The sequence below is a fragment of the Candidatus Halocynthiibacter alkanivorans genome (assembly GCF_003333265.1).
Taxonomy (GTDB): Bacteria; Pseudomonadota; Alphaproteobacteria; order Rhodobacterales; family Rhodobacteraceae; genus Halocyntiibacter_A; species Halocyntiibacter_A alkanivorans.
Genome location: NZ_QOLB01000029.1, coordinates 228,687 through 241,866 on the forward strand (window position 1 = coordinate 228,687; position 13,180 = coordinate 241,866).

Genomic DNA, 13,180 nt, shown 5'->3' on the forward strand with positions numbered 1-13,180 from the left:
AAATGTGTTTATTTGATCAATCCAGTGAATCCGCAAGCCAATTTCGTATCAAAAACCCTGCAATCGCCCCCGGGCGCGGCGGCTTGAGCCGGGGATGACGCCCCGCCACAACCTCCAGCATCTGCTCCCGGCTGAGCCAAAGCGCATCTTCAAGCTCGTCATCCAGCACGATTTCGCGGCTCAGTGCCTCACCGGCCATGCCAAACATCAGCGAATTGGGGAACGGCCAGGGCTGGCTGGCCAGATAGCGCACCGCGCCGACCGCAATGCCCGCCTCTTCCCGCACTTCGCGCCGCACCGCGGCTTCAATCGGCTCGCCCGGCTCCACGAATCCCGCCAACAGCGAATACATGCCCTCCGGCCAAGCCGGAGAACGCCCGAGCAACACGTCATTGCCATGGGTGATCAACATAATCACCACCGGATCCGTGCGGGGGAAATGCTGACCGCCACACGCGGCGCAGCCCCGTCGCCAGCCACCGTCCTCCATTTCTGAGCCCGCACCGCACCTGGCGCAGAACCGGTGCGTCCTGTGCCAGGAAAACATCGCAGACGCGGTGGCGCTCAGTTCCGCGTCCCGCGGGCTCAGCGCCGCCATCACCTGGCGCAATTCGCGGAAAACCGCACCTTCAGGCAGCGACGGATGGTGGATTTCGCTCAGATCCGTGAACGCATCGCTGACCTTAGGTAAACTTTCCGGCTGCCAGCCGGAAATATCCGCCGCAAACAGCGGTCCCTCCGCGTCGATGCCTAAAAATAACGCTGATTCTTCCATCGCGTCCAGCGCCGGATTTGTCACCGGAACCAGGCAAAGCCCGGTGCCGTGCAGCGCTGGTTTTCCCCGCCACATCACCACTACCCTGGTGCGGCTGTCACGCCACAACACTTTGGTTTCATTTCTCTTTTCAGCGGCACGGTCCAAACCTGAACCGCCAAAAGTCACTGTTTCCGCATTGCGCATTGTTTACTCCGGACTGGGGGTCGCATAGCTGCATGCAATCGCATGAATTACAACCGGGTGACAAGCCAGCCTCAGATACAACCTTGACGCGTGCCTTGTTTCATTTTTATCTTAAAGGGTCTGGTAACAAAACTTAACGCAGTCAATAATGCCGCCATGAAGTCAAGTTACCCTGTCAGCCGAGTACCCAGTGGACGCACATTTCATTCTGAATGGATTATAAGTGTTGAACCAGCCTGAACTGATACTCAAAGCCACCGGCACTCAGATCAAACTGAGGGTGCTGGCCACCACAGACCTGCACCACAACATCTGTCCTTACAATTATTACGAGGACCGTTACGGCAATCCTTTCAGCCTCGCGCTGGCCGGAACGCTGATCCGCAAGCTGCGCCAAGACTGCAATAATTCGATTCTGCTCGACAACGGTGATTTTCTCGAAGGCACGCCGATGGCGGATTATTTCGCCACCCAGGTGACGCCGGATGCGCAGCGTCGCCATCCGATGATGTCGGCGATGAACACGCTTGAGTATGACGCGCTGACGCTGGGCAATCACGAATTCAACTATGGCATTCCGTTTTTGCAGGCGACGCTGACAGGCGCGGCGTTTCCGGCACTGTCCTGCAACATCGCCACCCGCAAGGGCGCCAGCCCGACCGAAGACACGCTTCTGGTCGCCCCCTATACCATCCTTACCAGGCAGCTCACCGACGCCGCTGGCAACAGCCAGACGCTGAAAATCGGCGTGATCGGCTTTACCCCGCCACAAATCACCCGCTGGGACCGCCAGAAACTGGGCGGCAAGCTGCGCGCCCGGGGCATTGTCGAAGCCGCCCGCGCCTGGGTACCGCAAATGAAAGCCGCCGGCGCCGACATCATCATCGCGCTGTGCCACACCGGCATCGGCCAGGAAGACGGCAGCACCGATACGGAAGACGCCGCGGTGCCGCTGGCGGTGATTGACGGCATTGACGCGCTGGTGACCGGCCACACCCATCAGCTGTTTCCCGACGCCCGGGGGCCGGTCGGTGCAAAAATTGACGCCCCCGCCGGCACTCTGCACGGCAAACCGGCGGTGATGGCCGGCTTCTGGGGCTCTCATGTCGGTCTGATCGACCTGGTGCTGGAACGCGATGCGCTCGACAGCTGGCGCGTCGCCCACCATCAGAGCGCGGCTTTGCCCACCTGCGCGCCGGGGATCTCCGGCACGGAGGCCAAAGCCGCTGCCGACCCCGCGATCATGCGCGCAGTGGGCCGCGATCACCAGGAAACGCTGGCCTGGATCCGCCGTTCTGTCGGCCGCACCACCGGCGCGCTGCACAGCTATTTTGCCATGGTCACCGACAATCCCGCCATCCGCATCGTCAATGAGGCCCAGACCCGCTATATGCGCGACGCACTGCGCGACAGCGCATACGCCGGCCTGCCTGTGCTCTCGGCCGCCAGCCCGTTCAAATCCGGCGGCCGCGGCGGGCCGCAGCACTATACCCACGTGAACGCTGGTAGAATTGCCATGCGCCACATCGCCGATCTCTATGTGTTTCCCAACACAATCACCGGCGTAAAGGTCAATGGCCAGATGTTGCGACAATGGCTGGAACGCTCAGTTTCGCTCTATTCGCAACTCACCGCCGGAGACACGGGCCAGTGGCTGTTCCGCAAAGAAACGCCCTCCTATGAATTCGATATCTTTTCCGGCATCACTTATGAGATCGACCTGACCGCGCCGGCCTGCTTCAACTCACGCGGCATCGAGATCAACCCGCAGGCCAGCCGGATCCGCGACCTGCTTTACCAGGGAAGACCGGTCAGCGATGACCAGGACTTTATCGTTGCCACCAACAATTTCCGCACCGGTGGCGGCGGCTCCTATCCGGGCGAGCTGCACAACCACCTGGTACACCAGAGCAGCATGACCAACCGCGAACTGCTGCTGCGCTACATCGCTGATGCCGGCACCGTGACACCGGACTGGTCGCCCAACTGGCGCTTTGCCCCGCTGGGCGGCACAAGGGTGGAATTTGAAACCGGGCCCGGTGCCCGCCGTTTCCTCTCTGAAATCTCGCCGATGAACCCCACCGACCTCGGCAACAGCTCAGACGGGTTCGCCCGCTTCGCGGTGTCTCTCTGAGGCCGCGCTCGCCCCAAGCAGCCTCACACGGCCCCTGACAGTCCCCGCTCAACTCCGGCGCGGCGGCCCCGGCTTCCGCTCTGCCTCCCGCATTGCCTGCACAGCCCGGGCACGTCCCCCGCCACCCGTCGCGTCACCCGTCGCGTCACCCGCACAGCCCGGGCACGTCTCCCTCTCAATCCCGGCGCGGTCCTGTCACTGCCCTGGCGCAGCCACCCCTGCGGCCACCCCGGCAGCCACCCCGGCAGCCACCCCGGCAGCCACTGGCACCGACCTCAGCACAGACCTCTTGCCAAGCGCGCGCGTTCGTCCTACATAAGCGTCGAGAGGTTGGCGCGGGCAGGCACCTCGCCAACCTGGTCAGATCCGGAAGGAAGCAGCCATAACGAGCCCCGCTTGGGTCGTTGTCCAGCCTCTCACCTGAGCCCCGCGCCCGTATGGCGCGCCTGTGATACGCAGCGGGTGCCTGATTTCAGGACCACACCCCCGATTCTGAGGAGACCAAGATGATTGCATCCAGCCTCCGCCAGGCCGCGTGTCACTGACAGGGCAATCCCCTGACGTTCTGCCTGTTCCGACGCCCCGCGTGCACGCGACCGCTGCGCACCCGGCGGCCCTTCCGGTCCCGTTTCCAAACTCACAGGCAAAACCATGACGCTCACCCTTAATGATCTCGGCTGGGACATTTTTTTCTCCGCTCAGTGTGCCGAAACTGACCCGGATCTTACCGTGATGCGGCTGAGCGAAATTCACCGCGACTGCATGACCGGGATTACCGCCGGCGAAACCTTCACCCTGACCACACCGCCCGAGGTCTCCACCGGCACGTTCGCCGTCGGCGATTGGGTGCTGGTCGCCTCCGATCTGCGGGTGGCGCAGACACTGGAGCGCAAATCGCTGCTGTCGCGGCGCGCCGCCGGCACCGACGCGCGCACCCAGCTGATCGCCGCCAATGTGGACACGCTGTTCATCACCACCTCCTGCAACCCCGATTTCAACCCGGCGCGGCTGGAACGCTACCTGGCCCTGGCCAAAGATGCCGGCACAACCCCGGTGGTGGTGCTGACCAAAGCCGACCTGTCGGACCAGGTCGATGATTTTGTCACCCGAACGCGCGCGCTGGCGCCTGATCTGGAAGTGCTGGCGATCAACGCCAAAGACCCTGCCGATCAGGACCGGATCATGGCGCTCTGTGGCCACAGCCAGACGGCGGCGCTGCTGGGGTCTTCCGGGGTGGGCAAATCAACACTGCTGAATGCGCTGACCGGGGAAACCCTGGCCACCGCCGACATTCGCGAAACCGACGCCCGCGGCCGCCACACCACCACTGCGCGCACACTGCGCCGGATGCGCAACGGTGGCTGGATCATCGACACGCCGGGCATGCGGGCGCTGCCGCTGAATGATGCCAGCGACGGCATTGACGCGCTGTTTGACGAGGTCTCAAAACTCGCTGAGACCTGCAAGTTCAACAATTGCAGCCATGAGCACGAGCCCGGCTGCGCCGTGCGCAAAGCGGTGAAAAAGGGTGAACTGACCACGGAACGGGTGGCCCGCTGGCAAAAATTGCGCCTTGAAGAAGACCGCAACGCCGAAACCATGACCCAGACCAAAACCCGCCACCGTGGTTTTGCCAAACAAATCCGCAAGATGAAACACGCCAACAAGGGCCGCAAAGGCTACTGATCCGACCTGCCTCGCGGCATCCGACCCGGCGCGCGCCAACCACACGCTGGCCTCACGCCACCAGAAACCGTCGCGATGCGGCGGGGAAAACTCCGGCCAGACCGCCCCGCCGCTCTCCCCACCGCCCGCACTTTCAGTGCCAACAGCCAGGCCTCGGGCGGCAACGTCACCTGTCTCCGGCACCTGCAATCCACCGTCCGGCGCGCCCCGCGCGTTTTGCGCACACCGGCGCCACCATGCCATTCCCGTCAGATCTGAGCCGCCATAGCTTTACAGCCTGGCTCCAAAACACCTGGTCCCGACAGACCTGCCCCGGGCGCGCAACTGCACTGGCTGCCAAGATGTCCCATGCAGCCGCACCGCTCTGCTCTTCCATTTCGCCCGCCGCCTCAGTCGGTGCCGCGTTCCTGGCGCAGCCGGTCCCACATCGGCTCAGCCGCCCAGCCCCGCTGATCTTCGGTTTCCACCGCGCAGGGCCGCACATCGCGCAGCCGCTCCAGAGCTGGATCGGCGTTTTCGCCCGCCTCCACCATCAGCCGCATCAACGCCATGCCCGAGCGGCCACAGCCGCCCATGCAATGGGCCAGCACCCGGCCACCATCCGCCAGCACCGCATGCGCCTCTGTTGAGGCCTGCGCCCAGCCCTGCTGCAACCTTTCGCTTTGAGAGCCAAAATCCATCACCGGCAGATGATGCCAGCCAATGCCGGCCCGTTTCAGATCCGCGCCCAGATCCGCTGCACCGCGCGACCGCAACTCCGCCTGCGACGTCATGGTCAGTACCAGCCCCGGCGCCCAGTTCAGCAACTGCAACAGGTCGCCGCCATAGTCGCCACCGCGCCCCGGCATCGGACAGATGCCAAGCCGCCCTTCTCCCAACCTCAACTCCGCAATTTCATAAATCATAACAACCTCCCCGCACTGATCCGGCTTGCACAACCCGGCCCCATCATGCACAGACTGCCCGCATGTCAAAGCTGATCCTGCTCAACAAACCGTTTAATGTGCTGTCGCAATTCACCGACAAAGGCACTGAAGGCTCGCCGCGCCAGACCCTGTCTGACTATGTGGATGTGCCCGGGGTCTATGCCGCCGGCCGGCTGGACAAGGACAGCGAAGGCCTGCTGCTGCTGACCGACGACGGCCGCTTGCAGGACCGCATTGCCAGCCCGAAACATAAAATGCCCAAAACCTACTGGGTCCAGGTCGAAGGTGAGCCGGAAGACGCCAGCCTGCAATTGCTGCGCCAGGGTATTGGGCTCAAAGACGGCAAAACCCGCCCCGCCAAAGTGCGCCGCATCGACGAGCCCAAAGCCCTCTGGGCCCGCACGCCGCCCGTGCGCTTTCGAAAATCGGTGCCCGACTGCTGGCTGGAGATCACCATCTCTGAAGGGCGCAACCGCCAGGTCCGCCGCATGACCGCCGCCGCCGGCCACCCGACCCTGCGGCTGATCCGCTATTCGATCGGCGCCTGGACACTGGACGGCATTGCCAGCGGCCAGTGGAAAGACGTGCCGCCCCCGGCATAAAGCACCGCTACAGGGCCCATCCAATACCCGGCACAAATACCCGGCCTGCACGACGCTGCATATGCCCCGTACAAATGCCGGGCACATATCCCCGTTACGGGCACATATCCCCGTTATAAGTGCCTTTTCAGAGCTCCCAACCTGGCCTCTCCTCGCCCCTCTCTCATTGCCGACCCGTCCCGCCCAGAGCCCCTCCCGGATCCGGGACGCGCGTGCGCTCGAAGCAACACGGCAGCGGACCCACCGAAAGCGGCGCACCGAGAGGGCGCACTGTCGGAGGCGCACTATCGGAGGCGCACTGCCAGGGGCGGCCTGCCAGGGGTGGCCTGCCGGGGAACCACCACCGTGGATGCGCCGCCACGGACGCAACGCGAACGAACTGCCAAGAGCACTCTGCCGAGCGCCGCTGCCAGGGGTTTTCTACCGATGATGCGCTGCCACGGGTGCACTGCAAAGGGCCCCGCCGCCAGGGGAGGGCACAACCAGCGATGCGCACTTGTGCACTGCTGCTTACGCACCACCGGGCGCGCGCTGCCCAGAGGCAGCACTGCCGGGCCAGATGCGGCGGACCCGAAGCCGCGCGCTCACGACTGCGGACACTTCCCGCTACACGGTGCCGTCCACCACTTGCCCGGGATGCATCTCCGCCCACTCCGCGAGGAACTCCGCCATCGCCGGCTCACCAGCAAAGCGGATCACCCCGCGGGGCAGCGCCACCCCGTGATGCAGCACCACACCGGCGCAATCCACATGGGCGCGCCGCTCCCGCGCCGGGCAGTTTTCCGAGCCGTGAATGATAGTGGACAGCAAAGTGCCGCCAAAATTGTTCACATGCGTCAGATCCGGTTTCAGGCTGAGGAACCAGGACAACAGCTCCGGCTTGCCTTCCCAGCCAGCAATCTGCACCGGCGTCAGCCCCATGTCGTCCGCGACGTCATAGCCCACCCCCAGCGCCACCAGCGCCGCGATATGTTTCTGGCGGCCGGCAAGCGGCACCAACTGCCCGACAAGACCGCGCCAGGCCGGCGCCAGCTTTGCCATGTCAATGAACTGCCCCTCTGAAGCCATCCCTTCGGCCGCACGCGCCAGCAAAGCCTCCTCGCGGTTCAAGCCGGTGTCGGCCCCGGTTGCTGCCAGCGCCTCTGCCACTGCACGCGCACCATGGACCCGCGCCCGCGCATAACCCGTGATACCCTCGTGGCGCAGTTCCACATCCGCCCCCGCTGCCAGCAACAGCTCCACCACCGCGCGGCCACAGCCCCGCCGCGCCGCCTGGTGCAGCGCCGGCATCACCAGCGCGGGTTGCCCCGACACATGAGACGCCACGGCTTCATTGGGATCGGCCCCGGCGGCGAGCAACATCGACACCATCTCCGCATTGTCAAAATCCAGCGCCCGTAACAGCGCGTTGGTGCCCGCAGGCCGCGCGCCGTGTCTCAACAACAGCGCCAGCCCGTCGTGATGGCCCAGCTCTGTGGCGTGATACAGCGACTCACCGTCATTGGGATCGGCACCGTGGCCCAGCAGCCACTCCGCCAGCAGCAGATTATCCGCATGCCCCAGCGCGCCATAAAGCGCCGACAGGGTCTCGCCCTGCCCCGGCGCCGCTTCCATTGCATCATTCACATCGGCACCATGCGCAAGCAGCAGTTCCGCAATCGCCAGCATGTCGCCCCGCTTTGCAGGCACCGCGTGGATGTATTTTGAAAACGCCAGATGCAGCATCGGCCGCCGCGGCCCCAGCGCGCGTAACGCCGCACCCGGATCCTGCGCCAACACGGCCCGCACGCCAGCGAGGTCATACAGCGCCACCTGCAACCCGAACAAACCGTCCGCCAGATCCGGCCAGCGCTGCAAAAGCTGCTCCACCACCGGGTTCTGGCCATGAAACAGCGCGATTTTCAGCCGTTGCTGCGCCTCTGCCCGGTCAAACCCCTGCGCTTCGGCCTGAAATTTGAGCTGCGGCCACGAGGTGAACCCCGCCTCCCGCGCCACCACATGCAGATAATCGGCGTGGCGCAAGGTGCTGCCCTCGCCCCGCGGCGGGTAGGCTTTCAGCCGCAACAAAGCGCCCGGCTGCCCCGCCGCATGATCGCGCCCCAGCCGCTTTGCGACCCGGCGCAACCGTTCCAGCGACTGCAGATCCGCCGCATTAATTTTTAAAGTTTTGCTCTCACCAGCCATTGCTCCGGAGCCATGGCCAGATATTGAGCCGGAATTTGGACCAGGCAATGGGTCGGACAAGGGGCCGGAATTTGAGTCAGACTTTGAGTCAGATTTCGCATCAGACATCGGGTTTCTCCTGCAAACGCCCGAGATCCGCTGACGGGCACCAAGAAAAACCGAACGGTTTTCACTCTGTGTTCTGAGGGGGTGCCTTCCGGCTTTCCGCGGACCTGGATGCCGCCCCGGGCGACCGCGCCACTGTGGCCGCCAATGCCCAGGGGATCAAGCCGCAATCGCACCACCCGCAATCAAGTCCCGCTGGACCTCCCCGCGCCCCCCCTGTAACCTGGGCGGGAAGTCACAGGCAAGGGTGAGGGCGAGGCAGCATGTCTGACAATACTGATACCGGCTATAAGGTTCTGGCGCGCAAATACCGCCCGGAAACATTCGCCGATCTTGTCGGCCAGGAGCCGATGGTGCGCACCCTGCGAAACGCCTTTGCCGCCGACCGCATTGCCCAGGCCTTTATCATGACCGGCATCCGCGGCACGGGCAAAACCACCACCGCCCGCATCATCGCCAAGGGCATCAACTGTATCGGCCCCGACGGTGAGGGCGGCCCTACCACCGATCCCTGCGGCACCTGCGAACATTGCACCGCCATTACTGATGGCCGCCATGTCGACGTGATGGAAATGGATGCGGCCTCGCGCACCGGGGTTGGAGACATCCGTGAAATCATCGATTCGGTGCATTACCGGGCCGCCTCGGCGCGCTATAAAATCTACATCATCGATGAAGTGCACATGCTGTCGACCAACGCCTTCAATGCATTGCTCAAAACGCTGGAAGAACCACCGGCGCATGTGAAATTCATCTTTGCCACCACCGAGATCCGCAAAGTGCCGGTAACGGTGCTGTCGCGCTGTCAACGCTTTGACCTGCGCCGCATTGAACCCGAGGTGATGATCACCCTGATGCGCAAAATCGCTGCGGCTGAGGGCGGTGAGATTTCGGATGACGCGCTGGCGCTGATCACCCGCGCCTCAGAAGGCTCCGCACGTGACGCCACTTCGCTGCTGGACCAGGCGCTCTCGCACGGTGCCGGCGAAACCACTGTGGCCCAGGTGCGCGCCATGCTGGGCCTGGCCGACCGCGGCCGGGTGCTGGACCTGTTTGACATGATCATGCGCGGCGATGCGGCGGCTGCGCTGCAGGAGCTCGGCAGCCAGTATGCCTCCGGCGCCGACCCTCTGGCGGTGCTGCGTGACATGTCCGAAATCACCCATTGGGTTTCGGTGATCAAAATCACCCCTGAAGCGGTCGAAGACCCCACCGTGTCGCCGGACGAACGCCTGCGCGGCGCGGAAATGGCAGAAAAACTGCCAATGCGCTCGCTGACGCGCATGTGGCAGATGCTCTTGAAAGCGCTGGAAGAAGTCGCCGCTGCGCCCAATGCAATGATGGCGGCGGAAATGGCGGTGATCCGCCTGACCCATGTCGCCGACCTGCCCAGCCCGGAAGAGCTGGTGCGCAAGTTGCAAAACACCCCGCCGCCGCCGATGCCACCGCAAAACGGTAGTCATGCGGGCGGGCCGGGCGGCGTCTCCATGGGCAGCGCCCGCAGCAGCAGCCACAGCGGCAGCACCACCGGCCACAGCACCACAGCTCACACCACCGGCGCTGTGAACGCCGTCACCAGTCAGCAGACCCGCGCCGGCCACAGCGGCGGCGCAACAGCCACGCTGGGCAACACCGCAACCGCAGTGGAGCTCAACGCCGAAACCGCGCTGGCACGCTATGTCTCCTTTGAAGACGTGGTCGATCTGATCCGCCTGCGCCGCGACGTGAAACTGCTGATCGAAGTGGAAACCACCCTGCGTCTGGCGCGTTATTCCCCTGGCCGCATTGAGTTCCAGCCCACAGAGAACGCCCCCCGCAACCTCGCTTCAAACCTGGCCAGCAACCTGATGAACTGGACCGGCCAGCGGTGGGCGGTGACCCTGGTGAACGAAGGCGGCGCTCCGACGATTGCCGAAGTCAAAGACGCCGCCTGGCAGGCCGAAAAAGCCGAAGTGCGGGTTCATCCGCTGGTTTCGGCGGTGTTTGACGCTTTTCCCAAGGCCAAAATCATCGAAATCCGCACCGCCGCCGAACTCAGCCTCGAAGCCGCGGTCCAGGCCCTGCCTGAGGTCGATGACGAATGGGATCCGTTCGAGGAGGAGTGATGCGCGCCATCCCTGTTGCCCACCCGGTTGTTGCAGACCCGACTGTTGCAGGCCCGATCCGGGCAGGCGCGCTGTTGCTGCGCCCGACGCGGCTGACAGACGCCGCAGATCTGGCGGCTCTGATGTCTCCGGAAATCAGCCGCTGGGTCGCCAGCTGGCCGCCCCGGCTGACCACAGACGCCTGCACCACCCTGTTGCAGCAGTCGCTCACACGACCCGGACTGGTCTGGCATTTCACTCTGATTGATACCGGGATCGACACCGGCGCGGATGCCGGCACGGATGCCAGCTCAGGCACGCCGGTCGGCGCGTTAAAACTGCACCGTGAACATCTGACAGACACCAGCGTCGAGATCGGCTACTGGATCGGCTCCGCCTTTCATGGACGCGGTTTTGCCACAAGCGCGGCGCAGACCGCCATAACTTACGCCTTTGACGTGCTGGGCATGAAATCCGTCACTGCCGGGGCGCAGCTCGCCAATGAGGCCTCCAATGGTCTGCTGCAGAAACTGGGCATGACCCGGCTTGGAGACGCGCAGATATTCGCCCCCGCCCGCGGCCGCTTTGAACCCTGCTCAAGCTGGGAGATAACCGCGCCATGACCCATGCCTCGCCCCCCGACATGAGCCGCAACATAACCCGTTCTGCGCACCCCACCCTGTCCGATGCCAGACCCGGCGCCACGCCCGGCCCTGTTATCAGCAGCGGGATCAACCCGGTGCCCCGCAGAGTGGCCCGGTCGGTAGTTCAGCCGGTGACCTGCACAGCGGCCCACCCTATGGCCAACGCAATGACCCTCTCTGTGGCCCGTTTCGTGGCCCGCCCCATAAACCAAACTGTGACCCAACTATGACAGCTTCAGCGACACCTGCGCCGATTACCACCGCCCGCCTGACCCTGCGTGCGCCACAGCGGTCTGACGCGCACCTGATTGCGGCGCTGCTGACCTCGGATATTTGCACCTGTATTGCCGGCTGGGACTGGCCGGTCTCGGTGCAGGACGCGGATGCCAGCCTGCAGGTCTGCCTGGAGGAGGACGCCCGGGGTCACAGCCGCTCCTTCGTGATCTGTGATACAATCAGCGGCGCACCGCTCGGCTGGCTGCGCCTGTTTCTGACGCCCAACGCTTCCGAGCTGGCCTACTGGATCGGCGAAGACCACCAGGGCAAGGGCTATGCCACCGAGGCCATCACCGCCGCCATCCGCTACGCCTTTGATAGCCTCAACACCCCGGCGGTGACCGCAGGGCTGTATGCCGGCAATCACGCCTCCCTTGGCCTGCTCACAAAACTCGGCTTCACCCCACTTGCCCCCGGCAGCGCCCTGGCCACCCACCGCGACGAATGCAGCGGCTGTGACTACCTGCACCTGCCGCGCCCGATCGCTGAACCGGACGAGGCCTGACGCGCAAACGCTCAGAATGGCCAGGCGCCCCCCTTGTTCCAATGCCCCGCGCGCCGTATCTAAGGACCAACAGAACGACAGGAGAACTCTTATGTTCAAAGGAATGGGCGGTCTTGGCGACATGGCCAAGATGATGAAAACCGCACAAGAAATGCAGGGCAAAATGGCCGAACTGCAGGACAGTCTCGCCAATATCACCGTGGTCGGTGAAAGCGGCGCCGGTCTGGTGCGCGCCACCGCCACTGCCAAGGGCGAGCTGACCGGGCTGGAAATCGACCCGTCGATCTTTAACCCGGACGAAAAAGAAGTGGTCGAGGACCTGATTCTCGCCGCGATCAAAGAAGCACAGAAAAAGGCCGCCCAGCGCAATCAGGATGAAATGGCCCGGCTGACCGAGAGCCTCGGCCTGCCGGCAGATATGAAACTGCCCTTCTGATGAGCACACAGGTCAGCCCCGATATCGACGCCCTCATTACGCTGATGGCCAAACTGCCGGGGCTGGGCCCACGCTCCGCCCGCCGGGCGGTGCTGCATCTGATTTCCAAACGCACCCATCTGATGGCACCGCTGGCGCAAAGCATGAGCGAGGTGGCCGCCACGGTGCGCGAATGCCTGATGTGCGGCAATATCGGCACCGGAGAGATCTGCGACATCTGCTCTGATGACCGCCGCGCCAACGGCGAAATCTGCATCGTTGAAAACGTGTCCGATCTCTGGGCAATGGAACGCGCCATGGTGTTTAGAGGCCGCTACCATGTGCTGGGCGGCACCCTGTCGGCGCTGGATGACATCGGCCCGGAGCAGCTGCGCATTCCGAAGCTGCTGGACCGGATCACCACCGAATCCATCACCGAAGTGATCCTCGCGCTCAACGCCACCATCGACGGCCAGACCACCGCCCACTATATTGCTGATGAAGTCGGCGAACGGTGCATGATTTCCTCGCTGGCCCAGGGTGTGCCGATCGGCGGCGAACTGGACTACCTGGATGACGGCACCATCACCGCCGCGCTGAACGCCCGCAAAAGGATCTGAGCCGGGTCACACCGGCGGGCAAGGGCGTCCGAGATGCC

The 13,180-nt window shown here is 64.1% G+C and carries 11 protein-coding genes and 1 other RNA gene; 9 read left to right on the top strand and 3 right to left on the bottom strand.

Going from position 1 to position 13,180, the window contains the following annotated elements:
* Nucleotides 1-16: 16 nt before the first annotated feature.
* On the bottom strand, nucleotides 17-961 hold the full coding sequence (gene nudC, locus DWA01_RS01595) for an NAD(+) diphosphatase (protein ID WP_114283859.1): 945 nt from the start codon (nucleotides 959-961) through the stop codon (nucleotides 17-19).
* 226 nt (nucleotides 962-1,187) lie between these two features.
* Here nudC and DWA01_RS01600 point away from each other — a divergent pair, with 226 nt between their 5' ends.
* The 3 genes from DWA01_RS01600 (at nucleotide 1,188) to rsgA (ending at nucleotide 4,781) form a co-directional block, all read left to right on the top strand.
* Nucleotides 1,188-3,095 carry a bifunctional 2',3'-cyclic-nucleotide 2'-phosphodiesterase/3'-nucleotidase gene (locus DWA01_RS01600; RefSeq protein WP_160115938.1) on the top strand — a complete coding sequence of 636 codons (1,908 nt, stop codon included), beginning with the start codon at nucleotides 1,188-1,190 and terminating at the stop codon, nucleotides 3,093-3,095.
* 324 nt (nucleotides 3,096-3,419) lie between these two features.
* An RNA gene (ffs, locus tag DWA01_RS01605) (signal recognition particle sRNA small type) lies at nucleotides 3,420-3,516 on the top strand.
* A 230-nt stretch (nucleotides 3,517-3,746) separates the two neighbouring features.
* Complete coding sequence (gene rsgA / locus DWA01_RS01610; protein ID WP_114283861.1) at nucleotides 3,747-4,781, top strand: ribosome small subunit-dependent GTPase A; 1,035 nt, start codon at nucleotides 3,747-3,749, stop codon at nucleotides 4,779-4,781.
* A 389-nt stretch (nucleotides 4,782-5,170) separates the two neighbouring features.
* Here rsgA and DWA01_RS01615 read toward each other — a convergent pair whose 3' ends face one another.
* Nucleotides 5,171-5,686 (bottom strand): protein-tyrosine phosphatase family protein, encoded by a 516-nt coding sequence (locus tag DWA01_RS01615; protein WP_114283863.1) that lies wholly within the window; start codon nucleotides 5,684-5,686, stop codon nucleotides 5,171-5,173.
* 62 nt (nucleotides 5,687-5,748) lie between these two features.
* Here DWA01_RS01615 and DWA01_RS01620 point away from each other — a divergent pair, with 62 nt between their 5' ends.
* Nucleotides 5,749-6,309, top strand: a complete 561-nt coding sequence (locus DWA01_RS01620; RefSeq protein ID WP_114283864.1) for a pseudouridine synthase — start codon at nucleotides 5,749-5,751, stop codon at nucleotides 6,307-6,309.
* Nucleotides 6,310-6,915: 606 nt separating this feature from the next.
* Here the strand turns inward: DWA01_RS01620 and DWA01_RS01625 are convergent.
* Nucleotides 6,916-8,601, bottom strand: coding sequence for an ankyrin repeat domain-containing protein (locus DWA01_RS01625; protein WP_235008394.1), 1,686 nt, complete (start codon nucleotides 8,599-8,601; stop codon nucleotides 6,916-6,918).
* A gap of 260 nt (nucleotides 8,602-8,861) precedes the next feature.
* Between DWA01_RS01625 and DWA01_RS01630 the strand changes: the two genes are divergently transcribed.
* From DWA01_RS01630 to recR, 5 genes are all read left to right on the top strand, one after another.
* The gene (locus DWA01_RS01630; protein WP_114283866.1) at nucleotides 8,862-10,703 is read left to right on the top strand and encodes a DNA polymerase III subunit gamma/tau; all 1,842 of its coding nucleotides are present in this window, start codon (nucleotides 8,862-8,864) and stop codon (nucleotides 10,701-10,703) included.
* Entirely contained in the window at nucleotides 10,703-11,305 is a 603-nt protein-coding gene (locus DWA01_RS01635) for a GNAT family N-acetyltransferase (RefSeq protein WP_160115939.1), read from the top strand. Before DWA01_RS01630 ends, DWA01_RS01635 begins: the two co-directional genes overlap by 1 nt.
* Nucleotides 11,306-11,552: 247 nt before the next feature.
* Complete coding sequence (locus tag DWA01_RS01640; RefSeq protein WP_114283869.1) at nucleotides 11,553-12,107, top strand: GNAT family N-acetyltransferase; 555 nt, start codon at nucleotides 11,553-11,555, stop codon at nucleotides 12,105-12,107.
* Between the two features lie 91 nt (nucleotides 12,108-12,198).
* The gene (locus DWA01_RS01645) at nucleotides 12,199-12,543 is read left to right on the top strand and encodes a YbaB/EbfC family nucleoid-associated protein (RefSeq protein ID WP_114283870.1); all 345 of its coding nucleotides are present in this window, start codon (nucleotides 12,199-12,201) and stop codon (nucleotides 12,541-12,543) included.
* Nucleotides 12,543-13,142, top strand: a complete 600-nt coding sequence (gene recR, locus DWA01_RS01650) for a recombination mediator RecR (protein WP_114283871.1) — start codon at nucleotides 12,543-12,545, stop codon at nucleotides 13,140-13,142. Before DWA01_RS01645 ends, recR begins: the two co-directional genes overlap by 1 nt.
* The last annotated feature ends 38 nt before the right edge of the window (nucleotides 13,143-13,180 follow it).

Coding starts and splice junctions, on each gene's coding strand:
- nudC (WP_114283859.1), bottom strand. CDS start 961: ATGCGCAATGCGGAAACAGTGACTTTTGGCGGTTCAGGTTTGGACCGT.
- rsgA (WP_114283861.1), top strand. CDS start 3,747: ATGACGCTCACCCTTAATGATCTCGGCTGGGACATTTTTTTCTCCGCT.
- DWA01_RS01615 (WP_114283863.1), bottom strand. CDS start 5,686: ATGATTTATGAAATTGCGGAGTTGAGGTTGGGAGAAGGGCGGCTTGGC.
- DWA01_RS01620 (WP_114283864.1), top strand. CDS start 5,749: ATGTCAAAGCTGATCCTGCTCAACAAACCGTTTAATGTGCTGTCGCAA.
- DWA01_RS01625 (WP_235008394.1), bottom strand. CDS start 8,601: ATGTCTGATGCGAAATCTGACTCAAAGTCTGACTCAAATTCCGGCCCC.
- DWA01_RS01630 (WP_114283866.1), top strand. CDS start 8,862: ATGTCTGACAATACTGATACCGGCTATAAGGTTCTGGCGCGCAAATAC.
- DWA01_RS01635 (WP_160115939.1), top strand. CDS start 10,703: ATGCGCGCCATCCCTGTTGCCCACCCGGTTGTTGCAGACCCGACTGTT.
- DWA01_RS01640 (WP_114283869.1), top strand. CDS start 11,553: ATGACAGCTTCAGCGACACCTGCGCCGATTACCACCGCCCGCCTGACC.
- DWA01_RS01645 (WP_114283870.1), top strand. CDS start 12,199: ATGTTCAAAGGAATGGGCGGTCTTGGCGACATGGCCAAGATGATGAAA.
- recR (WP_114283871.1), top strand. CDS start 12,543: ATGAGCACACAGGTCAGCCCCGATATCGACGCCCTCATTACGCTGATG.